Source organism: Sphaerisporangium sp. B11E5, assembly GCF_039871875.1.
GTDB lineage: Bacteria > Actinomycetota > Actinomycetes > Streptosporangiales > Streptosporangiaceae > Sphaerisporangium.
In genome coordinates this window covers 89015-114178 of record NZ_JBDPMD010000003.1, presented here as the reverse complement: position 1 = coordinate 114178, position 25164 = coordinate 89015, and the positions used below count along the sequence as shown (strand labels likewise).

At 71.7% G+C, this 25164-nt stretch carries 23 protein-coding genes; 13 read left to right on the top strand and 10 right to left on the bottom strand.

Annotation, left to right across the window (positions count from 1 at the left end; all coding sequences use genetic code 11):
- Positions 1-250: 250 nt before the first annotated feature.
- Positions 251-2521, bottom strand: coding sequence for a 5-methyltetrahydropteroyltriglutamate--homocysteine S-methyltransferase (metE, locus tag ABGB17_RS04500; protein WP_347626452.1), 2271 nt, complete (start codon positions 2519-2521; stop codon positions 251-253).
- A gap of 111 nt (positions 2522-2632) precedes the next feature.
- Between metE and ABGB17_RS04495 the strand changes: the two genes are divergently transcribed.
- From ABGB17_RS04495 to ABGB17_RS04485, 3 genes are all read left to right on the top strand, one after another.
- On the top strand, positions 2633-3526 hold the full coding sequence (locus ABGB17_RS04495; RefSeq protein WP_347626451.1) for a LysR family transcriptional regulator: 894 nt from the start codon (positions 2633-2635) through the stop codon (positions 3524-3526).
- A 136-nt stretch (positions 3527-3662) separates the two neighbouring features.
- Complete coding sequence (locus ABGB17_RS04490; protein ID WP_347626449.1) at positions 3663-4259, top strand: hypothetical protein; 597 nt, start codon at positions 3663-3665, stop codon at positions 4257-4259.
- A gap of 87 nt (positions 4260-4346) precedes the next feature.
- Positions 4347-4892: a hypothetical protein gene (locus ABGB17_RS04485; RefSeq protein WP_347626448.1), complete on the top strand. Its 546-nt coding sequence runs from the start codon at positions 4347-4349 to the stop codon at positions 4890-4892.
- Between the two features lie 10 nt (positions 4893-4902).
- Here the strand turns inward: ABGB17_RS04485 and ABGB17_RS04480 are convergent, their stop codons facing one another.
- Positions 4903-6099 (bottom strand): ATP-binding protein, encoded by a 1197-nt coding sequence (locus ABGB17_RS04480; RefSeq protein ID WP_347626447.1) that lies wholly within the window; start codon positions 6097-6099, stop codon positions 4903-4905.
- A complete protein-coding gene (locus ABGB17_RS04475; RefSeq protein ID WP_347626446.1) occupies positions 6096-6761 on the bottom strand; it encodes a response regulator transcription factor in 666 nt (221 codons plus the stop codon). Before ABGB17_RS04475 ends, ABGB17_RS04480 begins: the two co-directional genes overlap by 4 nt.
- A 169-nt stretch (positions 6762-6930) precedes the next feature.
- On the opposite strand from ABGB17_RS04475, the gene ABGB17_RS04470 reads away from it, so the two are divergent.
- From ABGB17_RS04470 to ABGB17_RS04460, 3 genes are all read left to right on the top strand, one after another.
- Positions 6931-8019: a peptidoglycan-binding protein gene (locus ABGB17_RS04470; RefSeq protein WP_347626444.1), complete on the top strand. Its 1089-nt coding sequence runs from the start codon at positions 6931-6933 to the stop codon at positions 8017-8019.
- On the top strand, positions 8016-8795 hold the full coding sequence (locus tag ABGB17_RS04465) for an ABC transporter ATP-binding protein (RefSeq protein ID WP_347626443.1): 780 nt from the start codon (positions 8016-8018) through the stop codon (positions 8793-8795). The genes ABGB17_RS04470 and ABGB17_RS04465 overlap by 4 nt, the downstream gene beginning before the upstream one ends.
- Before the next feature lie 95 nt (positions 8796-8890).
- Positions 8891-10057: an ABC transporter permease gene (locus ABGB17_RS04460; protein ID WP_347626698.1), complete on the top strand. Its 1167-nt coding sequence runs from the start codon at positions 8891-8893 to the stop codon at positions 10055-10057.
- A gap of 27 nt (positions 10058-10084) precedes the next feature.
- Here the strand turns inward: ABGB17_RS04460 and ABGB17_RS04455 are convergent, their stop codons facing one another.
- Genes ABGB17_RS04455 through ABGB17_RS04445 form a run of 3 tightly spaced genes read right to left on the bottom strand, consistent with a single transcriptional unit; the run spans position 10085 to position 12328 of the window.
- Complete coding sequence (locus ABGB17_RS04455; RefSeq protein ID WP_347626442.1) at positions 10085-10450, bottom strand: cupin domain-containing protein; 366 nt, start codon at positions 10448-10450, stop codon at positions 10085-10087.
- A 28-nt stretch (positions 10451-10478) separates the two neighbouring features.
- Positions 10479-11585: a Gfo/Idh/MocA family oxidoreductase gene (locus tag ABGB17_RS04450; RefSeq protein WP_347626441.1), complete on the bottom strand. Its 1107-nt coding sequence runs from the start codon at positions 11583-11585 to the stop codon at positions 10479-10481.
- Positions 11582-12328, bottom strand: a complete 747-nt coding sequence (locus ABGB17_RS04445) for a sugar phosphate isomerase/epimerase (protein WP_347626440.1) — start codon at positions 12326-12328, stop codon at positions 11582-11584. The genes ABGB17_RS04450 and ABGB17_RS04445 overlap by 4 nt, the downstream gene beginning before the upstream one ends.
- A 208-nt stretch (positions 12329-12536) precedes the next feature.
- Between ABGB17_RS04445 and glpK the strand changes: the two genes are divergently transcribed.
- The 3 genes from glpK to ABGB17_RS04430 all read left to right on the top strand — a co-directional run bounded on the left by glpK (position 12537) and on the right by ABGB17_RS04430 (position 15051).
- Positions 12537-14054, top strand: coding sequence for a glycerol kinase GlpK (glpK, locus tag ABGB17_RS04440; RefSeq protein ID WP_347626439.1), 1518 nt, complete (start codon positions 12537-12539; stop codon positions 14052-14054).
- A gap of 116 nt (positions 14055-14170) precedes the next feature.
- Entirely contained in the window at positions 14171-14599 is a 429-nt protein-coding gene (locus ABGB17_RS04435) for a nuclear transport factor 2 family protein (protein ID WP_347626438.1), read from the top strand.
- 41 nt (positions 14600-14640) lie between these two features.
- Positions 14641-15051, top strand: a complete 411-nt coding sequence (locus ABGB17_RS04430; RefSeq protein WP_347626437.1) for an HIT family protein — start codon at positions 14641-14643, stop codon at positions 15049-15051.
- Positions 15052-15109: 58 nt separating this feature from the next.
- On the opposite strand, the gene ABGB17_RS04425 is transcribed toward ABGB17_RS04430, so the two are convergent.
- On the bottom strand, positions 15110-15685 hold the full coding sequence (locus ABGB17_RS04425; protein WP_347626436.1) for a hemerythrin domain-containing protein: 576 nt from the start codon (positions 15683-15685) through the stop codon (positions 15110-15112).
- Between the two features lie 195 nt (positions 15686-15880).
- Between ABGB17_RS04425 and ABGB17_RS04420 the strand changes: the two genes are divergently transcribed.
- The 3 genes from ABGB17_RS04420 to ABGB17_RS04410 all read left to right on the top strand — a co-directional run bounded on the left by ABGB17_RS04420 (position 15881) and on the right by ABGB17_RS04410 (position 20546).
- On the top strand, positions 15881-16732 hold the full coding sequence (locus ABGB17_RS04420; RefSeq protein WP_347626434.1) for a DUF4253 domain-containing protein: 852 nt from the start codon (positions 15881-15883) through the stop codon (positions 16730-16732).
- 464 nt (positions 16733-17196) lie between these two features.
- Positions 17197-20085, top strand: coding sequence for an RICIN domain-containing protein (locus ABGB17_RS04415; RefSeq protein ID WP_347626433.1), 2889 nt, complete (start codon positions 17197-17199; stop codon positions 20083-20085).
- A 263-nt stretch (positions 20086-20348) separates the two neighbouring features.
- Complete coding sequence (locus ABGB17_RS04410; RefSeq protein ID WP_347626431.1) at positions 20349-20546, top strand: DUF5302 domain-containing protein; 198 nt, start codon at positions 20349-20351, stop codon at positions 20544-20546.
- 89 nt (positions 20547-20635) lie between these two features.
- Here ABGB17_RS04410 and ABGB17_RS04405 read toward each other — a convergent pair whose 3' ends face one another.
- Together ABGB17_RS04405 and ABGB17_RS04400 are read right to left on the bottom strand one after the other, a co-directional pair.
- Positions 20636-21673, bottom strand: a complete 1038-nt coding sequence (locus ABGB17_RS04405; protein WP_347626430.1) for a hypothetical protein — start codon at positions 21671-21673, stop codon at positions 20636-20638.
- A 1-nt stretch (position 21674) separates the two neighbouring features.
- Positions 21675-22940, bottom strand: coding sequence for a hypothetical protein (locus ABGB17_RS04400; protein WP_347626429.1), 1266 nt, complete (start codon positions 22938-22940; stop codon positions 21675-21677).
- Positions 22941-23298: 358 nt separating this feature from the next.
- Here ABGB17_RS04400 and ABGB17_RS04395 point away from each other — a divergent pair, with 358 nt between their 5' ends.
- A complete protein-coding gene (locus tag ABGB17_RS04395; protein WP_347626428.1) occupies positions 23299-23745 on the top strand; it encodes an ATP-binding protein in 447 nt (148 codons plus the stop codon).
- Positions 23746-23986: 241 nt separating this feature from the next.
- Here the strand turns inward: ABGB17_RS04395 and ABGB17_RS04390 are convergent, their stop codons facing one another.
- On the bottom strand, positions 23987-25150 hold the full coding sequence (locus tag ABGB17_RS04390; RefSeq protein WP_347626427.1) for an acyl-CoA dehydrogenase family protein: 1164 nt from the start codon (positions 25148-25150) through the stop codon (positions 23987-23989).
- Positions 25151-25164 lie beyond the last annotated feature (14 nt).

Below are 25164 nucleotides of genomic sequence, written 5' to 3'. Positions count from 1 at the left end.
TGAGCCGTACGTCCATGGTCACAAAAGGACACCCCAGCGCTTCGGCGGCGGCGGTCGCCGTGGCGGCGTGGAGCAACACGCGGGGCGAGCCGCTGCCGGGCCCCGCCGCGGAGGGTGCGCCGCCTCGGCGGTGCGTCGGGTCGCGGGAGGGGCGTTTCTTGGGTCACCTGACCGGTCCTTTCGTGAGGGACGGGAATCCGTACCTTCAGTAGAGGAGGACCGGTCAGGCGGGGCTTGAGTAGTGAAGTACTCAGGTTCGGGGCATCTCCGCACCGCCGTTCGGCGGCGTCCTGTCAGGTTCCGTGGCGGTGCCCAGGGTGTCGCGGAGGCGGCGCGCGGCGGTGACCAGGTTGGTGAGGGCGGCCTCCACCTGGGGGTAGGTGCGGGTCTTCAGGCCGCAGTCGGGGTTGACCCACACGCGGCCGGCGGGCAGGACCTCCAGCGCGGCGCGCAGCGACTTCTCCATCTCGGCCACGCCGGGCACACGGGGGGAGTGGATGTCGTAGACGCCGGGGCCGAGGGCGCGGGGGAAGTCGCCGAGGGCGGGCTCGGCGAGGAGCCTGCCGTGGGAGCGGGCCGACTCGACGGTGGTGACGTCGGCGTCCAGTGCCTCGACGGCGGCCAGGATCTGGTCGGCCTCGGAGTAGCACAGGTGCGTGTGGATCTGCGTGCGGTCCGCGGCCCCGGAGGTGGCCCGCCGGTACGCCTCCACCGCCCAGCCCAGGTACTCCTCGCGGGCCTCGGCCCGCAGCGGCAGCAGCTCGCGCAGCGCGGGCTCGTCCACCTGGATGATGGAGATCCCGGCCGCCTCCAGGTCGCGCACCTCCTCGCGAACGGCGTCCGCGACCTGCAGCACGACGTCCCGCAGCGGCACGTCGCGCCGCACGAACGACCACGCCACGATGGTGACCGGGCCGGTGAGCATGCCCTTGACCGGTCTGTCGGTGAGCGACCGCGCGTGCGAGGCCCAGCGGACGGTGATCGGCGCGGGCCGCCGCACGTCGCCGTGCAGGATGGGCGGCCGGGTGCACCGCGAGCCGTACGACTGCACCCACCCGCTCCGGGTGACCGCGAAGCCGTCCAGGTGCTCGGCGAAGTACTGCACCATGTCGTTGCGCTCGGGCTCCCCGTGCACCAGCACGTCGAGACCGAGGCGCTCCTGCAGCCGGATCACCCGCTCGATCTCGTCGCGCACCCGCCGGTCGTACCCGGCCTCGTCCAGCCGCCCGGCGGCCAGCTCGGCCCGCGCGGCCCGCAGTTCCCCGGTCTGCGGGAACGACCCGATCGTGGTGGTGGGCAGCGGCGGCAGCCGCAGGTGCCGTGCCTGCGCCGCCGCCCGCGCCTCGTACGGGCCGCGCCCGGCGGGCGCGCAGGACCGCGGCGCGGCGACCGGCGCGGCGGGCGGGGGAAGGGAGGGCCCGCCGGCCGGCAGATCGGCGAGGCGCGCCGCCAGTTCCACCACCTCGGCCACCTTCTGGTCGGCGAACGCCAGCCGCCGCGCCAGCCCGGGGTCCAGCGCGTTCTCCGCCTCCAGGTCGTACGGCACGTGCAGCAGCGAGCAGGAGGTGCTCACCGTCACCCGACCGGCGCGCTCGCGCAGCCCGGCGAGCGCGGCGAGCGCGGTGCCCGGGTCGGTGCGCCACACGTCCCGCCCGGACACCACGCCCGCGACGACGGTCTTGCCCGCCAGCGCCTCCGGCCAGGCGCCGAGGTGGTCGTCGCCGCGCACCAGGTCCAGCCCGATCGCCTCCACGGGCGTGTCCGCCAGCACGGGCAACGCCGCTCCGATGCCTCCGAAGTACGTCGCCACGAACAGTCCCGGGCGGTCCGGCAGCGCTCCGAGCCGCCGGTACGCGGCCCGCACCGCCTCGAGCTCCGCCTCGGTGCGGTCGGCCGCCAGCGCGGGCTCGTCCAGTTGGACCCAGTCCACCCCCTCGGCGGCGAGCGCCCGGAGCACGTCCTCGTACGCGCCGAGCAGGTCGTCCAGCCGGTGCTGCGGCGCCCCCTCGGCCAGCAGCAGGAACGTCACCGGCCCGACCAGCACCGGCCGGGTGGCGATGCCGAGTTCCCGCGCCTCCCGCACCTCGGCCACCGGCTTGCCCGGGTCGGCGGAGAACACGGCGCCAGGCCCGATCTCCGGCACGATGTAGTGGTAGTTGGTGTCGAACCACTTGGTCATCCGCAGCGGCGCCACGCCGCCGTCGCCCCGCGCCATCGAGAAGTACACGTCCTCGGGGGACGCCCCCCGGTACCGCTCGGGCACCGCGCCGACCAGCATCGCGGTGTCCAGCACGTGGTCGTAGAAGGAGAACGTGTTGGACGGCGGCCGGTCGAGACCCAGCTCCGCGAGCCGCGTCCAGCCGTCGCGCCGCAGCTCCCGCCCGGTACGCCGCAACTCCGCGGTCGTCGAGCGGCCGTCCCAGTACGCCTCCAGCGCACGCTTCAGCTCACGGCGGCGGCCGATCCTCGGATAGCCGAGCACCGTGGCGGCCGGGAACGGCGAGATGCGTGGCGTGGTCATGCGGGCTCCCTGCGTCGGGTCGGATCTGACCCCGGCATCGTGCCCGGCGGTGATCAGCCGATGACGCCGGTCATTGACGATGCTTATGGGTTCCCGTGGCCATACTGGAGCGTGGCCCCGCCTCTGCGTGACATCGAGTGCTTCGCCCGCGTCGCACGGCACCTCGGGTTCTCCCGCGCCGCGGCGGAGCTCGGCATGTCCCAGCCCGCGGTGAGCCAGGCTGTCGCGCGCCTGGAGCGGCAGCTCGGGGTGGTTCTGTTCGAGCGCACCAGCCGCGCGGTGCGGCTCACCCCCGCGGGGGCCGCGCTGCTGCCGTACGCCGACACACTGCTGGAGACGGCCGCCGCGTTCGCCGGCGAGGCCGCCCGGCTGGCCGCACCGCCCCGGCCATCCATTCGGCTGGCTTATGCACCACTGGTCGGCGGGCTGGCCGCCCGGGCGGCGCGGCGGCTGGCCGAGCGGGAGCCCCCCATCGACGTCGAGTTGCGCCCGCTCGGCCGGCGCGCCGCCGCCGAGGGGCTGGCGCGTGGCGAGGTGCCCGCCGCGCTGCTGAGCGCGCCGTTCCCTCTCGGCTGCGCCACCGCCGCCCGCTTCCACGTGACGGTCGCGCACCTGGCCGTGCCCGCCGGGGACCCGCTCGCCGCGCTGCCGCGCCTGACGCCCGCCCTGCTCGGCCGGCACAAGATCCTGCTGCCCCGGGTGCGGCCGCCCGGCGGCATGTGGGCGCGGCTCGCCGGCACGCTGCGCGGCGCGTACCAGCACCACGAGGTGGGTGACGACGTCGACGACTTCGCCGCCCTGCTCGACCTCGTGGCCGCCGGGATCGGGCTGCTGCCCGCGCCGCTCCTGCTCACCGCCTCCATCAGGCGGCCCGATGTCCGGTACGTCCCGTTCGACGCCGGGGACCTGCGGCTGACGTACGCCCTCGCGTGGCCCGCCGGCAGTGCCTCGGCAGAGGTGACCACCTTGGCGCACGCCGTCCAGGAGACGTTGTGGACGAGATAGTCCTGATTCGCGCAGGGGCGTGTCGGGCGCGCCGGAACTGGACACGGAGGTGAGGTCGCCGTTTCGGCGTGGCAAGGCCGCCGATCGGGGAAGGGGACAGGCTGACGCGCAAGACCGCTGGTAGGAGGTGGTCCCGATGCGGGACGTGGGCCGATGGGTGATGCGCCGTGTGCGGCTGTACCGGCCGGACGGCAACGCCCTTCGCCGGCGCACCGACCGTGTCGAGGCCCTCGTCGTGCTCGTCTGCGTCCTGCTGTTCGCCGGGGGCCTGGTGCTCGCCTTCGCCACCGGCGGCGCGCTGTACCGTGACGGCCTCGCCGCCGAGCGGTCCGGCCGCTGGGTGGCGGCGCGCGTGCTGCGCGACCCGCCGGTGCCGCGCACCTCCACCGACACCATGCGAGCCGAGCTGCGCACCCCCGTCACCTGGGTCGACGCCCGCGGCCGCACGATGATCGCCGAGGCGCCGGTGTTCCTCGGCACCAAGGCCGGCACGACGGTGCGGGTGTGGCTGGACGCCAAGGGACGGCCCGGCGGCACGCGTCCCGACCGCGCGATGACGGTGGCCCGCGCCCTGGCCGGCGCGACCGGCACGGTCACCGTGATCGGCGGCCTGCTGCTCGGCTGCTACGCGCTGGTCCGCCGTTCGCTGGACCGCCGCAGGTACGCCGCCTGGGACGTCGCCTGGCTCGCCGTCATGGGCAAGGCGCGCGGCGCCAACCCCGAGACCTCCTGAGTTCCGCGCTTACTCCTCGCTAATCCGTGCCTCCGTAGACATGGTGCCTGTCACCGGGTGTGCGACCCGGGGCAGGAGGAGGACGAGATGAAGGTCCGGCGTCTGGTACTGGCCGCTGGAGTGCTCCCGGTGCTCGCGCTGACCGCGTGCGGCGGGGGAGCGAACACCCCGAGCGTGGCGTCGGCGGGCACGCCGTCCGCCGCGCCGTCGGGGTCACCGAGCCCGAGCGGGTCGAGCGACCCGCTGAAGTTCGCCCAGTGCATGCGTGAACACGGCATCGACATGAAGGACCCCGAGCCCGGTGGCGGGCCGGTCGCCATCAGGCGCCGCGCGGGTGACGACGCCAAGTGGAAGAAGGCGGAGAAGGAGTGCGGCAAGTACATGGTGCTGGGCGGCCCCGGCAAGGGCCCGGACGACCCCGCCGTGCGCGACGCCATGCTGAAGTTCGCCCGCTGCATGCGTGAGCACGGCGTCAACGTGCCCGACCCCAAGCCGGGCGGCGGCATCATGATCAAGAAGGATGAGAACGTCGACCGCGACGCCATGGAGCGGGCGCGCAAGGCGTGCGAGAAGCTGCTGCCCGGCGCCGGCCCCGGCCGGGGGCCCGGCGGCGAGTCCGGCGGCGGGAACTGACGGGACGCGGCTAGGGGACGGGAAGCCGCATGGTGACCACGAGGCCGCCCTCGGCGCGCGCGGCGGCCTCCACCTCGCCCTGGTGCGCGGTCACGATCGCACGGACGATCGACAGCCCGAGGCCCGAGCCGTGGGCGCCTCCCACCCGGTCCTGCAGCCTGCGGAACGGCTCGAACAGCTCGCCGACCTCGTACCCCGGGATCGGCGGGCCGGTGTTCTCCACCCGCACCACGACCGCGTCCGGCTCCGCCGTCACGTCGAGCTTCACGGTGCCGCCCTTCACGTTGTACTTGAGCGCGTTCTCCAGCAGGTTGAACACGCACCGCTCGATCAGCACCGGGTCGCCCGCCGCGACCGCCGGGTCCAGCCGCCGCGTCACCTGGACGCGGCGGCGCCGCGCCATCGCCTCCAGCTCCTCGGCCACCGACTCCACCAGCTCGTCCACCTCGACCGGCTTGCGGGTGATGACCTCCTGCTCGGACCGGGCGAGCAGCAGCAGGCCCTCGATCAGCCGTTCGTGCCGGGCGTTGGTGCTGAGCAGCGCCTTGCCGAGCCGCACCAGGTCCTCCGACGGCTCGGGCTCCTCCAGCGCGACCTCCAGCAACGTCCGGTTGATGGCCAGCGGGGTGCGCAGCTCGTGCGACGCGTTCAGGGTGAAGCGCCGCTGGGTGTCGAAGGCCCGCTGGAGCCGGTCCAGCATCCCGTCGAAGGTGTCGGCGAGGCGTTTGACGTCGTCGTTCGGGCCGGACAGCGCGATGCGCTCGTGCAGGGTGCTCTCGGAGAGGCGCTGCGCGGTCGCGGTGACCCGGTGCAGGGGGCGCAGCGCGCGGTTCGCCACCATGTGCCCGAGCACGATGGCGAGCACGCCGACGGCCACCATGATGAGCACCGAGTTGTTCAGCAGGTCGTCGAGCACCTGCTGCTTGGCGCTGTCGATCCGCTCCACCATGTTCCTGGCGAGCACGGCCACCCGCGGCCCCGGTTCTCCCGGGGGGACCGGGTGTATCAGCTCCTCCGGCACGGGCAGCTTCACGTAGAACTCGCGGTTCAGCGCGTTGGCCGTCAGCAGGTACGTCGCCCACAGCAGCACCGAGCCGGCGCCGAAGAACAGGCCGCTGTAGATGATGGTGAGCCGGGCCCGCAGCCCCGGGCCGCGTCGCGCCTGCGCCGCGAGGTTCCGCAGCACCTGCCGCGCCGCCGGGGTCACGGCTGCTCCCCGGCGATGCGGTACCCGGCCCCGGGGACGGTCTCGATGACGTCCGGCGGGCCGAGCTTCTTGCGCAGCGTGTTGATGGTGACCCGCAGCGCGCCGGTGCCCGACTCGACGTTCTCGTCCCACGCCCGCGCGACCAGCTCGCGCGCCGACGCCACGCTGTCCGTGCGCATCAGCTCGGCCAGCACGGCGAACTCCTTGCGGGTCAGCGTGACCGTCCTGCCCTGCCGCGTCACCAGGCGGGCGGCCAGGTCCAGCCGCACCCCCTCGCGTTCCAGCACGGCCGGGCGGGACGGCCCGGTGCGCCGCGCCAGGGTGCGGACGCGCGCGACCAGCTCGGTGAAGGCGAACGGTTTGGTGAGGTAGTCGTCGGCACCCAGTGACAACCCGTCCACGCGGTCGTGCACCGTGCCGGCGGCGGTCAGCATCAGCACCCGGCTGACCGAACCGGCCGCCGCGAGCCTGCGGCACACCTCGTCCCCGTGCAGCTCGGGCAGGTCGCGATCCAGCACGATCACGTCGTACTCGACGTAGGCGACCCGCTCCAAGGCCTCGGCGCCGTCGTAGACCACGTCCACCGCGATGGCCCGGCGGCGCAGGCCCTGCGCGATGGCGTCGGCGAGCCGGTCCTCATCCTCCACGACTAGCACGCGCATCTCCAGTTCCCTTCCGGCCCTGACCTCGGGGCCGTCTTCCCCGTCCAGCCTGGTCCATCAGGTGTTAGTCACCGGTAAGCCGCCGCCGTTTATCCGCCGCTAACCGGGTCCTGACTACAAATCAAGCCCTGCCGGGGGCGTCCGTCCCGCGGCACGGAGGTGAACGGTGATGCGGATACGGCGGCGGGTGCTGCCGGCGGCCGGGATCGCGGTGACGGCGATCCTGGCGGGGACCGCGGCGGTGACGATGACGGGCGGCGGCCGGGCCGGGCCGCCCGGGCCCACGGCCACGGCGCCGGCCGCCAACACGGCGGCCATCGAACGCGGCGACCTGACCGACACCGTGTCGGTCGACGGCACGCTGACGTACGTCGGTGAGCGCAAGGTCTACGGGGGCGCGGCCGGCACGGTGACATGGATCGCCCCCGAGGGCACTGTCGTCACCCGGGGCCGGCCGCTGATCAAGGTCGATCGCGAGCCGCAGGTGCTGATGTACGGGTGGCTGCCGTTGTACCGGACGCTCCAGCTCGGGGTCTCCGACGGCACCGACGTCGAGCAACTGGAGCGCAACCTCAGGAAGCTCGGGTACGGCGACGACATGACGGTGGACACCGATTTCACCTACGCGACGTACCAGGCCGTCCTGGAGTGGCAGGAGGACCGCGGCCTGCCGGAGACCGGATCGGTGGACGCGAGCCAGGTCGTGTTCCTGCCCGGCCCCGTGCGGGTGGCCGACGCGCGGGTCGAGGTGGGGGACCGCGCGGCGCCCGGGCAGCAGGTGCTCACCGTCACCTCGACCCGCCGCACGGTGCATGTCGACCTGGAGGCCGACATGCAGGCGCTCGCCCGCAAGGGGGCGACGGTGACCGTGGAACTGCCCGACGGGACCGAGCTCAAGGGGAAGATCAGCGAGATCGGCACGGTCGTGGAGGGCGGGAGCGGCGAGGACACGGCGCCGGGGGACGAGGAGGAGCCGACCGTCGGCGTGGAGATCACGCTGGCGTCGCCGAAGAAGGCGGGGCGGCTGGACCAGGCGCCGGTCAGCGTGACCCTGATCAGCGAACGGGCCGAGGGCGTGCTGTCGGTGCCGATCGAGGCGCTGCTGGCGCTGCGCGAGGGCGGCTTCGGCGTCGAGCTCGTCGAAGGCGGCACCACGAAGATCGTGGCGGTGGAGACCGGCGCGTACGGCCAGGGGCGGGTCGAGATCTCCGGCGCCGGGCTGGCCGAGGGGATGAAGGTCGGGGTGCCGCAACGGTGAGCGCCATCGTCGAGATCACGGACGTGCGCAAGATCTACGCCGGGCAGGTCGAGGCGCTGCGCGGGGTGAGCATGGCCGTCGAACCGGGGGAACTGCTGGCCATCGTGGGGCCGTCGGGGTCCGGCAAGTCCACCCTGCTGCACATGATCGGCACGCTGGACCGGCCCACGTCCGGCGGGGTGCGCATCGCGGGGTACGAGGTCGGTTCGCTGAGCGACCGCGAACTGTCCGCCCTGCGCTCCCGTCACCTGGGCTTCGTGTTCCAGCAGTTCCACCTGGCGCCGGGCACCACCGCCCTGGACAACGTGGCCGACGGCCTGCTGTACAGCGGCCGCCCCGCCCGCGAGCGCCGCGAACGCGCCGCCGCGGCCCTGGAACGGGTGGGCCTCGGCCACCGCCTCGGCCACCGCCCCCACCAGTTGTCCGGCGGCGAACAGCAACGCGTGGCCGTCGCCCGCGCCGTGGTCGGCGACCCCGACCTGCTCATGGCCGACGAGCCCACCGGCAACCTGGACTCCGCCGCGGGCGCGGAGGTCCTGGCCGTCCTGTCCGACCTGAACGCCTCAGGCACCACCGTCACGATCATCACCCACGACATGGAGATCGCGTCCTGGACGCCCCGCCGGGTCCGCATGCGTGACGGCCTGATCGCCACCGACGACGGCCCCGGCCGCGGCTACCGCTCCGCGAGCACCCTGAACCGCCTGGCCCGCGGCGCCGACGACCTCACCGGCCCACCGCCGGACCGGCTGGTCGGCGAGGGGAGCGACCGGTGAGCGAGGCAACACGCCCGGCCCCCACGCGGCAGGCGACGCCGCGCCGCCGGCGGCAGGACGGCGCGGGTGGCGCGCCGCGACTGGTTCCCGCGCGGCTGCGGCCGCCGGACGTGCTGCGGGTCGGGGCCGCGGGGCTCCGCAGCCGGCCGACCAGGGTCGTGCTGTCGGCGCTCGGCATCGCGATCGGCATCGCCACGATGGTCGCCGTCATCGGGATCTCGTCGTCCTCGCGGGCCGCCCTGCTCAGCCGCCTGGACGCGCTCGGCACCAACATGCTGACCGTGCAGCCCGGCCAGACCATGTTCGGCGAGGACGCCAAGCTGCCGCTGAAGTCACTGGAGATGGTCCGCCGCGTCGCCCCTGTGACCGCGGCAAGCGCGACCGGCTCCGTCGACGCGACGGTGCGCCGTACCGACAAGATCTCCGAAGCGGAGACCGGCGGCATCGCCGTCCAGGCCGCCCACGAGGACCTGCTCGCCACCCTGCGCGGCACCGTGCGCACCGGCACCTGGCTCAACGCCGCCACCGCCCGCGCCCCTGCCGTGGTCCTCGGCGCCGTCGCCGCCGAACGCCTCGGCATCGTCCGCACCGGCATCCAGGTCTGGCTCGGCGACCGCTGGTTCACCGTGATCGGCATCCTCGACGCCATGCCGCTGGCCCCCGAGATCGAACGCTCCGCCCTGGTCGGCTGGTCGGCCGCCGAACGTTACCTGGACTTCGACGGCCACCCCACGATGATCTACGAACGCTCCGCCGACGAAGCCGTGACGGAAGTGGCCGCCGTCCTGGCCCGCACCGTCAACCCCGAACAACCCGACGAGGTGGAGGTGAGCCGCCCCTCGGACGCCCTGGAGGCCAAGGCCGCCGCCGCCGGCGCCTTCACCAACCTCCTGCTGGGCCTGGGTGCCGTAGCCCTGCTGGTGGGCGGCGTGGGAGTGGCCAACACCATGGTCATCTCCGTACTGGAACGCCGCAGGGAGATAGGCCTGCGCCGTTCCCTGGGCGCCACCAGAGCCCAGATCCGCCTGCAGTTCCTGACCGAGTCCCTGCTGCTCTCCTGCCTGGGCGGCATCACCGGCTCCCTGCTGGGTGCCGCCGTGACGACGGCTTACGCCTTCTCCCGGGGCTGGCCCCCCGTGACGCCCACCTGGTCCATAGGAGCCGCCCTGACCGCCACCTTGCTCATCGGCACCCTCGCCGGTCTCTACCCCGCCATGCGCGCCGCCCGTCTCTCCCCGACCGTCGCCCTGGCCACCACCTGAGCGCGGACGTGCCGCGGCCGATGGGGGTCAGCGGGGCAGTGCCACCGTGAGGAGGATGGTGGAGTCCTCCACCGCCTCCACGCGGTGGCGTTCCGGGGGGACGATCACCAGGTCGCCGGCGAGGGCGTCCCAGGACACCTCGCCGGCCACCACGCGGACGCGGCCGGAGAGCACGTAGACGGTGGCTTCACCGTTGGCCTGGTGTTCGGTCTGTGAGGAGCCGGCGGTCAGGGCGATCACCGTCTGCCGCAGGACCCGCTCATGCCCTCCGACGACCGTGTCGGCCGCCAGCCCGCCGGTGGACTCCGCCGCCCGGGCGAGCTGCTGCCGGGACACGGCCACCAAAGAGAACTTGTGCATGGTGCGGCTCTCCTCTGCCTCAGAAGGTTCCACCTCCTCATGCCTACCCGCCTGAAAGCTCTCACACCTGCAACGTCGCCTCGTACGGATCCCAGTCCACCGGCAGCGGCTCAGGCACCGGTGCGGCGCTCTCGATCCGCCGGAACTCGCCGCGCTCGGCGGACTCGGCGATGGCCGTCATGGCTTCGAGCACGTGCAGGCCGAGGAGGCCGGTCGCCCGGTGCGGCAGGTCCGCGCGCAGGGCCCGCGCCATGTCGAGGACGCCGAGCCCCCGCCCCGCCGAAGCGCCTTCCACCGGCAGGTCGCGCCAGTCGTCGTCCTTCGCCGACCGCACCCGCAGAGGGCCGCCGAAGGTGTTGGGGTCCGGCAGGGACAACGTCCCCTCCGTCCCCGTGATCTGGATCATCGTGACCCGCGCCGACGAGTCGAAACTGAACGTCGAGGACGCGCTGGGCCCGGCGGTGAAGTCGATCAGCGCCATCACGTGCGTCGGCACCTCGACCGTGAACTCGGTGCCGCCCTTGGGGCCCGACCCGATCACCCGCCGCGCCTTCGCCTGCCGCGCCGTGGCCGCCACCTTGGACACCGGGCCCAGCATCGCCGTCAGCGCCGTCAGGTAGTAGGGGCCGATGTCGAACAACGGGCCCGCGCCCCGCTGGTACAGGAACTCGGGGTTGGGGTGCCACGACTCGGGGCCCGGGTTCTGCATCACCGCCGTCGCGGCCACCGGCGTCCCGATCACCCCGTCCGCCAGGGCACGGGCCGCCGACTGCAGTCCCGCCCCGAGGAACGTGTCCGGCGCGCTGCCGACCCGCAGGCCGCGCATCCCGGCCTCGCCGAGCACCTCCCGGCCTTCGTCGGGGGTCAGCGCCAGCGGCTTCTCGCCGTACACGTGCTTGCCGGCCCGCAGTGCCGTGATCGCCACGTCGGCGTGCGCGGCGGGGATGGTCAGGTTGACGACGATCTCGACCTCGGGCAGCGCCAGCACCGTCTCGACGTCCCCGCCGATCGGCACGTCCCATTCCCGCGCGACCTCCGCGGCCCGCGCGGTGTCGAGGTCGGCCACGCCGAGCACCCGTACGTCGGGGAACGCGCTCAGGTTGCGCAGGTACTCCCCGCTGATCTTCCCCGCGCCGACGAGGGCGACGCCGACCGGCCCGGTCGTCACACCCGCTCCAGCCGCGACAGGTAGGCGTACCCGGCGGCCAGCGCCTCCAGCATGTCGGTCGCGCAGTCGTCCAGCTCGACGATGCGCCACGCCTCGGGACCGGCCGCCGCGAGGATGTCCGGCACCGGCATGGTGCCCGCCCCGACCGCCGTGTGCGGCTCGCCCTTGACCCCCGGCCCGTCCTTGACGTGCAGCGCGGTCACCCGGTCGCCGAGCCGCCCGAGCAGCTCCGGCACGTCGGCGCCGCCCACGGCCGCCCAGTAGGTGTCGATCTCCAGGAACACCCCGGGGGACAGGTCGCCGGCGAGCACCTCGATGGCGTGCCGGCCGTCCAGGCGCGGCTCGATCTCCCACCAGTGGTTGTGGTAGCCGAGCCGCAGGCCGTACGGCGCCGCCTTCTCGGCGAGCCCGTTCAGCAGGTCGGCGGCCCGCCGTACGCCGTCCCGCGTGGTGAAGTCCTCCGCCGGGATCCCGGCCGGGACGATCACCGAGTCGGTGCCGAGGGCGGCCACCGCGTCCAGCACGGCGCCGGTGTCCTTGCTCAGCAGGTCGATCGCGTGTGTGCCGGAGACCACCAGCCCGAGGTCGTCGACCACCCGGCGGAAGCCCTGCGGGTCGTCCAGAGGGTCGTACGCCTCCACGGCGCCGTATCCGATGTCCGCTATCCGGGTCAGCACCTCGTCGCGGTCGCTCTTCATCCGGTCGCGGACCGTGTAGAGCTGCACGCCCAGCGGTTTCGCCATCGGGTCGCGTCCTCCCTGCGGGTGGCGGCTCGGCGGCCGCGGTTCACTAGTTCCGAAATCGACTGGTTAAACGCTAGATCGCCGCATTTGGATTGACAACGGGGTGGTTGCTTGGGGAAACGGAGACGTCGCGCCGTCGCCCCGGCGGGCCTGCGGAGAGGTACCGTGCTACGCGGGCACGCGGGCCGTTCGAGGAGGCGACACGTCCATGGCCGACTTCGTGGGAGCCGTCGATCAGGGAACCACGAGCACCAGGTTCATGATCTTCGACCATGGTGGCAACGAGGTCGCGCGCCACCAGCTCGAACACGAGCAGATCCTGCCGCACGCCGGGTGGGTGGAACACGACCCCATGGAGATCTGGGAGCGGACCCGCACGGTGATCGAGGTCACGCTGCGGGACGCGCGGCTGACACCCGCCGACCTCGCCGCCGTCGGCGTCACCAACCAGCGGGAGACCGCCGTGGTGTGGAACCGGCGCACCGGACGGCCGTACCACAACGCGATCGTCTGGCAGGACACCCGCACCGACCGCATCGCCGCGGCCCTGGAACGGGAGGGCAAGGGCGAGGTGATCCGGCGCAAGGCGGGCCTGCCGCCGGCCACGTACTTCTCCGGGGGCAAGATCCAGTGGATCCTGGAGAACGTCGACGGGGTGCGCGCCGCGGCCGAGGCGGGGGAGGCGGTGTTCGGCACCACCGACAGTTGGCTCCTGTGGCACCTCACCGGCGGAACCGACGGCGGCGTGCACGTCACCGACCCCACCAACGCCAGCCGCACCATGCTGATGGACCTCTCCACGCTCGACTGGGACGACGAGCTGCTGTCCTTCTTCGGCGTCCCCCGCGCCATGCTGCCCGCCGTCCTGCCGTCCTCCCACCCCGGCCTGTACGGCGTGACCCGCGCCGACGGCCCCCTCGGCGGCGAGGTCGGGCTGGCGGGGAACCTCGGCGACCAGCAGGCCGCCACCGTGGGCCAGGTCTGCTTCACCCCCGGCCAGGCCAAGAACACCTACGGCACCGGCAACTTCCTCCTCCTCAACACCGGCACCACCCCCGTACGCTCGCGGCACGGCCTGCTCACCACCGTCTGCTACCAGTTCGCCGGCAGTCCGCCCGTGTACGCCCTGGAAGGCTCGATAGCCGTCACCGGCAGCGCCATCCAATGGCTGCGCGACCAGCTCGGCGTCATCGACACCGCCGCCGACAGCGAAGCCCTCGCCGCCTCCGTCCAGGACAACGGCGGCGTCTACTTCGTCCCCGCCTTCTCCGGCCTGTTCGCCCCGTACTGGCGCTCCGACGCCCGCGGCGCCATCGTCGGCCTCTCCCGCTACAACACCAGCGCCCACATAGCCCGCGCCACCTTGGAGGCCATCTGCTACCAGACCCGCGACGTCGTGGACGCCATGCGGGCCGACTCCGGCGTGGAACTGGACGTCCTCCGCGTGGACGGCGGCGTCACCGCCAACGACCTGTGCATGCAGATCCAGGCCGACATCCTGGGTGTCCCCGTCTCCCGCCCCGTGGTGGCAGAGACCACCGCCCTCGGCGCCGCCTACGCCGCCGGCCTCGCCGTGGGCTTCTGGAAGTCCCCCGAGGACCTGGTCCAGAACTGGCAGGAGTCCAAACGCTGGCACCCCACCTGGGAGGAACCCCGCCGCACCGAGTCCTACGAGACCTGGAAGAAGGCCGTGACCCGCACCCTGGACTGGCTGGACCCCGCCTAGCCCGCCACGCCATGCCCCCGGCGGGGACGTGGACGGTTGACAAGTGGAGTCGTCGCTCCGCATGATTAAACGGAGTAGTAACTCCGTCTAGTTCCATGCCTCCGAGAGGACGACCCATGCCCGACACCACGGCCACCCCCCGCGAGGTCTTCACCCGCCTTCTTGAGGGCATCACCTCCGGGAACTGGGCCGATCTCGCCGACCTTTACGCCGACGACGTCGAGGTGGAGATCCCCTTCGCCATCCCCGCGCCGACGCGGATCAAGGGGAGGGACCAGATCCGGGCCCACTTCACCGGCGCCGCGGGCCGCATGATCGACATGCGGGCCCGTGACGTCACCGTCCACGAGACCACCGACCCCGAGGTGATCGTCGCCGAGTTCGCCTACGACGGCCGCTTCGCCGGCGGCAGGGCCTTCAGCCTGGACAACATCCAGGTCCTCCGCGTCCGCGACGGCCTGATCCGGTCCACCCGCGACTACCACAACCACTTCGCCCTCGGCGTCGCCTCCGGGGCCCTCCCCGCCCCGTCCCCCACCGGCTGAACCGGCGTCGAGGTCAAGGTCAGCCGGGGGATCATCGAACGGTGAGCGACTGCGCCTTCTGTGAGATCGTGGCCGGCCGGTTGCCGTCCTATCGTGTTCTCGAGGACGAGCACACCCTGGCGTTCCTGGACATCAGGCCCGCCTCTCCCGGGCACACGCTGGTGGTTCCGCGGGTCCATGCCCGCGACCTGTGGGAGATCTCCGAGGTCTCTCACGGCAAGGTCGCCGACATGGTGCGCCGAGTCGCCGCCCTGCTGAGGACGACCCTCGCCCCCGACGGTGTCAACGTGAAGCACAGCACGGGAGAGGCCGCCGGCCAGGACGTCTTCCACTTCCACACGCACGTGATCCCGCGCCGGCACGGCGACGGCCTGCGCCTCACGTGGAACTCGGCGCCGGCTCCGCCCGGGGAACTGGAACAGGTCCTGGCGCGCGTCACCGCGGGCCGATGAGACGCACCCACATCCGGATGCCGCGACCGCACCGGGCGGATCGGCCGCCGGTCGCGCTCTAGTGGCGGGCGCGGCCTGTCACCAGGTCGCGTAGGCGGTCGGCGGCGCCGACCAGCGGGCCGGTGGCCTTCAGCAGGCGAGGGTCGGGTGGGGTGTGCGGGTGCGGGCGGGTCGGGGCCATGCGCTTGGCGCGTTCCAGCTTGGCGCCCAGTTCCGTGGAGCGTTCGGGGCTGATCACGAGGCGGAGCTCGGGCCAGACCCGTTCCTCCTCGAACGCTATGTGCTCCCTGGCCTCGTGGATGAAATCGTTCAGCATCTGTTCGTAGCGCAGTTCGCCGGGCTGGTAGCCGATCAGGTCTTCCAGGGTGAACTTCGCCTTCTGTTCCTGCCGGATGGCTTCGTCGGCCAGTTCGTCGCCGTTCGGGACCAGCTCGCGGACCACGGGCCAGAAGTGCTGTTCCTCCACGGCCTCGTGTTTGGATTCCTCGGTGATGAGCTGCTCCACCAGGTGTTTGCGGCCGGGTGTGCTCTGCCGTTCCCCCTCACGTGCCGATGGTGCGCCGGTCTCCAGCGCGGTCATCATGTCCTTGACCTCTTCGTGATCCTTTTCCAGGACCTCGAACACGTTCGCCATGGTTGCCTCCGTTACCGATGGCGGCGTCCCCCTTCTTGGGCGTTGCCAGCATCGGCGCAGGTAAACATGCCGTCCGGAGCGGGCCTAGTAGAGATCATGGTAGGAGTGCGGACAGAACGGGTGGTTGTGCGGTACGACGGAGACGTGGTGGATCCTCCTCGCAGTACCATCTCGGCGGTCCGAGATCCTATAGGTGTGATCGGCACCGGATCGGTGGAGATGGCGCAAAGGCAGCCGCGGCGGCTCCCCCCTGAACTGCGGGGGCTCTTCGACGACGGCGGACGCGACAGAGTGCTGTCCGTGGACCTGCCGCCGGGGGAGGTGGTGTGGCCGGACCCCACCTATGTCCGCTGGCCCTCCAACCGCCGTGCGGCCTTCTGGCTGAGCGACGACCCGGTCACCGCCGAGCTGTGGACCGCGTTGCGCCGCGAGCATCCCCGTTCCGGCCTGTGGCCGGTGCTGATGGAGGACTCCGTCCAGCCCTGGTCGGTCGGCCAGGTCGCACCGGACGCCGCCACCGAGATCGACCACTTCCAGGTCGGCGCCTTCATGGAGGAGGTCTGGTCCGACTGGATCGAACGCGCCACCGAGGACCAGATGGAGATGCTCGACCCCTACGGCCCCCACTGCCCCGGCCCCGCCGACCCGGCCCCCGTCCGCTGCGACCCCGACGACCTCGCCGACCGCTACGCCGCCGTACTGGCCGAACGCGGCATGCCCTTGGGCCTGGCCGCCGTGACCCGGGGCGCCGACGCCCTGGCCGTCATGGGCTGGCAGGGCGCCATCCACCACAACGAGTGGAACGTCCCTCTGGCCGCCGTGGTGAGAAGCTGGGAGGACCGCTACGCCGCCCGCCTGGTGGGCATGGGCTTCAACACCCTGGAACTGACGGTGGCCGCCCCGCCCGCCACCCTCCAGCACGCCCTCCACATCGCCGCGGAACACTGGACCTTCTGCCCGGACGCCATCATCCAGGGCGCGGGATCGTTGATCGACTACGCCCACCAGATCATCGACAAGCCCACGTGGTCCTTCTGGTGGGACTAGACGCCGCCCCGACACAGATGAGACCACCTACTCCGTGTCCTGAAGAGATGGGATGTCTTCCCCTGGCCGCCGGGTGCGTCCGCGGACGACGGCGGAAGTGGTCCGCGAGGCGCATATTTCGCGGCGACTGCCCTGCCACGTCGCCTTTCCCGCTGTAAATTTCACAAGCGGTCGGGAGAATCGCCGGACATCCCGCAATCCGGGGGCCGGATCGCGCGGGCATCGCAAGGGGTCCTTGACGCCATACATGGGACGTCATACGTTGCGGCGAAGCCGATCCCCTTATCGGAATGCTTTCTCTCGTTGACGAACCATCTCGTTCTTCTCGCGTCCGGAGGCGACGTCTTACCCGCGTGCGCGGCATCAGGTGCTTCGTTGTACAGCGGCTGGTACCAATGAACCCGCCTTGGCGGCACAGGTGACATCAGGCCGCACTCATCACTTCTCGCCATCAGGTAGTTTCGATGAACATGCCGATGAACCGCCGGAACTTCATCGCCACCACCGTGGCCACCGTCGGCGCCGCCGCGCTGCCTTCGACGATCTTCACCGGCCGGGCGGCCGCCGCCGTGCCGCCGCAGGTGACGCTGCCGCAACGCGGCATCTACGACACGGTCGCGGCCGCGAGTTGGACCGATGCCTTCCTGACCGGCAACGGTGAGTACGGGGCCATGCTCTACGGTGCGCCCACCCTGGAGAAGGTGATCTACACGCATCACCGGTTCGTGATGCCCAACGGCACCCGTAACGTGACTCCGCCGGTGCTGTCGGGCCGGTTGGCGGGGGTCAGGGACAAGGCGCTCGCCGGCGACTTCAACGGCGCCACCGGCGACTTCACCTCCGGCTGGTCGCTGCGCTGGACGCAGACCTTCCACCCGGGCTATGAGCTGCAGATCAGCACCCCAGGGATGACGACGGCCGACAACTACGCCCGGGTCACCGACTTCAGGACAGGAGAGGTCACCTCGACGTGGACCGACGGTTTCGGTACGTGGACGCGCCGGGCTTTCGCCTCCCGAGCCGACCGGGTCATCGTCCACGAACTCATTCCCGCGCCGGGCCGGACGATCGACACCACGCTGAGTGTCAACGCGGCGCTGAGCGGCGTGCCGGGCTCCGTCGGATTCACCACCCTGGCCACGGTCGGCAACGGTGACGGCTACCTGAACCTGCGGGGCAGGTACCCCGCCGGGCAGGGGGCGTTCGGCTATGAGGGCGTCACCCGAGTGGTCGTGTCCGGCGGTTCGGTACGGGTGAGCGGGTCCTCCGTCGTCGTGGCCGCGGCGACCAAACTCGTGCTGCTGACCAAGCTCGACCGCTACGAGTCGTCCACCGCGTGGGACGCGAAACCGATGCACACGACGCTGGCCGCGCTGAACCCCGACTACGTGGCATTGCTCACACGGCATACCGCCCTGCACACCGCACTGTATGACCGTTCCCGCCTCGACCTGAGCATCAGCGCCGCCGACCGGCAATTGTCGACCAGTGAACTGATCGCGCGGCAGAATTCCAATCGCAATGTCATCGACCTCGCGTTGCTGGAGCGGATGTACGACTCCGGCCGTTACTTCTTCCTCAGTTCCAGCGGCGTCCTGCCACCGCGCCTGACCGGCCTGTGGACGGGCGCCTGGGACGCGGCGTGGGCCGGCGACTTCACCACCGACGCCAACGTCAACTTCCAGGTCGCCGGCGGCAACATCCTGTCCCTCACCGAAGCCATGGACGGCTATTTCAACCTGATCCTCGGCCAGATCAACGACTGGCGCACCAACGCCAGAAACCTTTACGGCACTCGCGGCCTGCTCGCTCCCTCCAGGACCGACGGCGAGTACGGCAAGATGCTGCACTTCGACGGCGGATTCCCCGGGCACACCTGGATCGGCGGCGCGGACTGGCTGCTCTATCCGCTGCTCGAGTACTACCAGGTCACCGGTGACGCCACCTTCTATCGCACCAGGCTCGCTCCGGTCCTGATCGAACTGGCGTTGTTCTACGAGGACTTCCTCACGCGCACCGACGCCAACGGCAAGGTCGTCTTCGTGCCGTGCTTCTCCATGGAGAACAGCCCCGGCAACACGGGCAGGCAACTGTCGATCAACGCGACCGGCGAGATCGCCGCAGGCAAGCATGCGTTGCGGGCCGCCATCGAGGCCGCCGGCTTCCTCGGCACCGAGCAGGGCCCGGGCCAAGGCGTGCAACGCTGGACCGCCCTGCTGACCAAGATGCCCGATTACCGGATCAACGGCGACGGGGCGCTGGCGGAATGGTCGTGGCCCAGTCTGACCGACCGGTACAACCACCGTCACGCACAGCACATGTACCCGGTCTGGCCGCTGCACGAGATCAACCCCGAGGACAAGCCCGACCTGGTCCGCTACGCGAGCCGCGCCCTGGATCTGCGAGGGGACGAGGCGGGGGAGGCCCACGGCGCCATCCACCGCAGCCTCGCCCGAGCCCGGCTCAAGGACGGCGCCGGCATGTACGGCAATCTGCGGAAGATCCTGGGCAACAACATGATCTACCGGTCGTTGATGACCTCGCACAACCCCAACCTGGCGATCTACAACGCCGACGCCGCCAACTCGCTGCCCGCGATCCTCGCCGAGGCGTTGATCTACACCAGGCCCGGCATCCTGGAGTTGCTGCCCGCGCTGCCCGATCAGTTCGCCAAGGGCACGATCACCGGCGTGCGCGGCCGCAACCGCATCCGGATCGAGTCACTCACCTGGGACATCAGTGCGCGGACCGTCACCGCCACCGTCATCTCCGACATCACCCAGACCGTGACGCTCATCTGCCGGCGCGGGATCACTTCCATCACCACCAGCGCAGGCGTCGCCACCTCGCCGTTGGGCGGCCACGCCCGGCAGGTGTCACTCACCGCGGGTACGACGACCCAGATCACCGTCGAGCTGGGCACCGGCGGCCCATCGACCGGCGTCGTCCGCCTGGTCAACCGCAACAGCAGCAAGGTGCTGGACGTCTACGGCGGCTCCACCGCCGACGGTGCCGCCATCGTCCAGTGGCCCTGGACCGGCGGGATCAACCAGCAATGGCGGATGTCGCAGAACTCCGACGGCTCGTTCCGGCTGTCCAGTGCCGGCAGCGGCAAGGTCCTCACCAGCCCGAACGCCAACCAGGGCGCCGCCCTCGTCCAGGCCACCGACAACAACGGCGCGAACCAGCGGTGGAGGCTCGTCCCCGTGACCAACGGCTACTCCCGGCTCGTCAACGTCGGCAACGGATTGTGCGCGGACGTCGAAGGGGGCTCCACAGCCGACGGCGCTCGAATCATCCAATGGCCCGGCAACGGCGGCGCCAACCAGGAATGGCAGGTCGTCACCGTGTGACACGGGCACCACGGGACCCAGGGCACCTACCTCGGGGCGGTCGAGCGATGGGACTCCGGCTGAGCCGGAGTCGCACCGTGTTCACTCTGGGCGTGTCAGGGGGGATGCGGGGGCAGTGGCCCGGCGTGAGATGATGGGCGCGCTTCGCCGGATCCGGGGGCGTGGGGATCGATCGGTGGCGGAGGTCCGGGGCTGCCGCCCGGGAGGCTGTCGCACGCGCCCGAGAGGCTTAGTGGTCACCCGTCCACACGCAGGAGGTTCGTATGACTGCCGAGGAAGCGGAGCCGGAGGCCGAAGCCCCGGACGATGATCTGAAGCGGAAGTTCCGTGAGGCGCTGGAGCGTAAGCGTCAGGCTCAGGCGGAGGGCAATGCCGCCGGGCGTGGGAAGAGCGATTCCAAGATCCACGGGGCTCATGGTCCCGTGGCGGGCAAGCGCTCCTTCCGCCGGAAGAGCGGCTGACGCCGGTCAGGAGCGCTTGATGGTCGTCGGCTGGGAGTGCCCGCCGGTCGAGGTGTCCGGTCAGGGCGGCTGACGGGCGTATCGCTCGATCATTGTTGAGGTTTGTCCTTCTTGTCCTTTGTGGCGCAGTCCGCCGAGGTCGCACCGCTCCCTTGGGCCTTCGGGTCCGGGGGAGCGGTTTCCTGTTCCAGGGATGTCGGCGGGGTGGGGGAGAAGCGCTGGACGGTGGTGTCCGGGAGCGGTTCCGGGCACTCGGGGGGTGCCGGGCGGGACCAGACGAACAGGTAGAGGGCCAGGGCGAGGGTGCCGAGTACGGCGGCGATCGCGTACAGGGCGAGCACATGGCGGCGGGTGGGGATCTCGCGGCGGTCGGCCGGAGCGCCGGCGAGCGAGGAGCCCCCGGTGAACTCCCAGCCGCCCGGGTCCCAGTCGGGGTGGCCGCCCGGACCGGCGGGTACGGCGCCAGGGCGGTCGCCGTACCCGCGTCCCTGGCGGTCGCCGTATCCGCGTCCCTGGCGGTCGCCGTACACCCGTCCCAGGCGGTCGCCGTACTCGGGTGCGGGGCCGGAGTGGTCGCCGGGTCGCGTGGGCAGGGGGGCGGGGTGGCCGCCGGGTGGGTCGCTCCGGGGAGCGGGGGTGCGGGACGGGACGGGGAAGGCGGGGGCGGGTTCGGGGGAGAAGGTCTCCTCGTCGGCGAGGAAGCGGCGGTAGGTGTCCAGGGAGGATTCCCGGGCGTGGGTCAGGTCCTCGTCGCGGAGTTCGGGGGTGACGCGGCCGGTGCAGACGTAGCCGTACAGCAGTTGGAGGGGCCGGCTGTGCTGGTCGCGGGGCGCGCGGGACGAAGGGGACGTTCCGGGTGGCGCCAGGTCGGCGGCGGTGACGACGTGGGTGGCGTGGACGACGGTGAGGGGGCGGCCGGAGCGGGTGGTGACGTGGATGACGGACGGGTGGTCCTCCTGCTTGCTCGGGACCACGGTGTCGTCCAGCACGCCGTATTCCTGGCCGTCGAGCAGCACGTCGGGGGCGAGGACCACCCGGTAGCCGCGGTACCGGCCCCGGGCCACCAGGAACGGCCAGGCGGGCATGGGTGCGGTCGTGTTCATGGCCCGGCCCTCGTCAGGGGTCATCTCAGTGCTCCGAGGAGAGCCGGGTGTGCGGGAGCCGGCCTTCCAGCATGTTGACCTTGCGGCGCATGTCGTGCAGGACACGGCGGCGGGCGGTGGCCAGTTCGTCCAGGCGGCGTTCGGCGGCGTTCAGTTCCTCGGTGACGGGGTCGTGCCGTTGCGGGCCGCCGCGTGAGTCGAGGAAGAGGCCGAGCAGGGTGTCGCCGAGCGCCACGGCGGCCACGGGCCCGAAGGCCGCCAGCAGCGCGCGGCCCGCGATCTGGCCGCCGAACGCGGTGAGCGAGGCCAGCGCCTCCAGCGGCCCCTGGTGGCGCCGCCTGCGGGCCTCGGCGTCGAGGGCCGCGAGGTTCTCCCGGGTCAGGCGGGCCTCCACCTGGTCGAACAGGTCCGGCACGACGGCCGAAAGGGGGACGTCCACGTTGGCGGGCTGGACGGCGGCGGTGGCCGTCTTCACGATGTCGCCCTCGGTGTCCACGGTCGCGAAGCCGTGCCCGACGGCGCTCACCGGCACCAGCCGCATGATCCGTGTGGACCCGTGCATGTGCACCAGCGACCGGAAGTGGGCGTTGGACATCAGCAGGTCGTGCACGACGCTCAGCCGCCGCCCCTCGTCGGGGTAGCGGTCCGCCAGCAGGTCCCACTTGGTGATGACGAAGCTGATCGGGCAGGACGCCTCGATCATCGCGGGCAGCAGGGCGTTGAGCGTGCGCTCCAGGTGCACGGCCCCCGCCGGGTGCCCGTCGAGGTGCTGCCGGATCCGGTACCCGTCGATCACCCCGAGCAGCGCGTCCGCCTCCTTGATGTGCGCGAACAGCTCGTCCTGCCGCCCCGACCCCTCGTCCTGCGGTTCGGTGAGCAACTCACCCGCGTACTCCAGGTACTTCAGGTGGAACATCGGGTGCGGAGTCCCGCCGACCCCCGTCTTGACCGTGAAGACGAAGTGCCGCGTCTCCCCCTTGGCCGTCCCCCGCGGCCACAGGTGCGAGGACCCGGTGTCCGCCATCTCCGCGTACCACTGGTTGAGCTGCAACACGTCCCGGTACGGCGCGTGCAGGAAATACGACTGCCCCGCCGGCACCCGGAGGCAGTGGTACATGCTGGCCAGCAACAACGTCTTCCCCGACCCCTGCAACCCCAGCGCCACCACCTGGAACGCCGGCACCTTCTCCTCAACCGAGACAGGCGCCCGCGCCCTCTTCTCGCCCATCCGCCGTGCCAGGACGGCGAACACGATCGCCCCCACCGTGATCACCAATGCGACGACAAGCATGGCCTCTCCCTCCCGGACGCCTACCGGCGCGGCGAACGGGCACTCCCGGCGCCCCTCCCTCGGATCGTCTCGGGACGGACCCCGGCCGCACATGAGTACCGCCCTACTCAAGTGCTGTTGCGGAGGGCTCCAGCGGGGCTCAGTGAGGCGCTGTTGGGAGCGCTCCCAATAGGTGCGGTGAGTGATCACAGGGGTGCGGACCGAAACGGAAGGCTGTGAACTGCGGAAATGGATTGTCCTGGGTTTTGGCGGGACGTTCTTGCTTGCCGGAGGGGCAAACAATCATGTTTCAAGTGATTCACATGGCCGACGTATTGCCGTAATCTATGTGGGAGCGCTCCCACATGGAGGAGGAGCAGTGTGCCTGACCTTCCGCGCGAACCGCTCGTCCGGCGGCTTTCTCGGCGCGCTGCCGGTACGGACGGCCGAGTGGGTGCTGTCCGCCGATACCCAGAGCGTCTGTGCCGCGCGCACCTTGGTGCGTGAGGAGCTCGGCCGGTGGGGCACCGGCGGGTTGGTCGACGACTGCTGTCTCATCGTGAGCGAACTGGTGACGAACGCGATCCGGCATGGCGGCACGGCGTTCGCGCTCCGCCTCGGCAGCGATGGGCGCTGGGTGTACGGAGAGGTGTTCGACGCCGGCGACGGGCTGCCGTGCGAGGTGCCGGACGACCTCGACGCCACCGGCGGGCGAGGGCTCGTCATCGTGGGTGCGCTGTCGGACGACTGGGGGGTCGTGCCGGCCGACGGCGGCGGGAAGACCGTCTGGTTCGTCGCGGGCCTGGAGGCCGCGCGGGCGAGCTGAAAGAAGCCGACCTTGCGGCTCGGGGGTCTGTGAGGTCTCGCCGGGGCACGGTGATCACCGGGCGGTGCGTGCTCCGGCGACCAGGTACGGCTCGCGCCGGGCGCGCGCGGAGCCCGCCCGAGGAGTGCGAGTCCGGGCGCGAGCCGTACCTATCATCCGTACGTCGGTCACGGCGACGGATGATGCGACGGGGAAGTCGCAGAACCAGGACCATACGCCCCGCGAGAACACGGCCGCAACGTCAGCGGAAGGCGTCCAGCCCGGTGGCCGCGCGCCCCAGCGTCAGGGCGTGGACCTCCTCGGTGCCCTCGTACGTCGCCACCGTCTCCAGGTTGAGCATGTGCCGCATCACCGGGTACTCCAGCGTGATCCCGTTGGCCCCGTGCACACTGCGGGACGCGGCCGCGACGCGCTGTGCGGCCCGGACGTTGGCCAGCTTGCCGAAGCTGATGTGCGCGTGCTGGGCGAGCCCCGCGTCCTTGAGGCGGCCGATGTGCAGCGCGGTGAGCATCGCCTGGTTGACGTCCACCAGCATGTCCGCGATCTTGCGCTGGGTGAGCTGGAAGGCCGCGATGGGCCGGTCGAACTGCACCCGCTCCTTGGCGTAGTCGATGGCCGCAAGCAGGCAGGCCCGCGCCGCCCCCGCGACGCCCCACACGATGCCGTACCGTGCCTCCGACAGGCACGACAGCGGCGCCTTGAGCCCCTGCGCCCCCGGCAGCAGCGCGCCGGCGGGCAGCCGCACGCCGTCCAGCACCAGCTCGGACGTGATGGACGCGCGCAGCGACAACTTCTTGTGGATGACGTTGGCGGTGAACCCGGGCGCCGAGGTGGGCACGACGAAGCCGCGGATGCCCTCGTCGGTCCCGGCCCACACGACCGCGCAGTCGGACACCGACCCGTTGGTGATCCACATCTTGGTGCCGTCCAGCACCCAGTCGTCCCCGTCGCGCCGCGCCCGGGTGCGCATGGAGCCCGGGTCGCTGCCCGAGTCTGGCTCGGTGAGCCCGAAGCAGCCGAGCGCCTCCCCTGCGGCCATGCGCGGCAGCCACTCCTGCTTCTGCTCCTCGGTGCCGTACCGGTGGATGGCGGTCATGGCCAGCGACCCCTGCACCGACACGAAGCTGCGCAGCCCGCTGTCCACCGCCTCCAGCTCTCGGCACGCGAGGCCGTAACTCACCGCGTTGGTGCCCGCGCAGCCGTAGCCCGACAGGTGCATGCCGAACACCCCGAGCTCGCCGAGGCCCTTGGCGAGCCCCCGCGGGTCGGGGATGGTGCCGGCCTCGTACCAGTCGGCGACGTGCGGCAGCAGTTCGGCGGCCGAGTACTCCCGGACGGTGTCGCGGATCGCGCGTTCCTCGTCCGACAGGTCCCGGTCCACGTCGAGAAAGTCATGCGGGTTCATGGCTCCACCGTCTC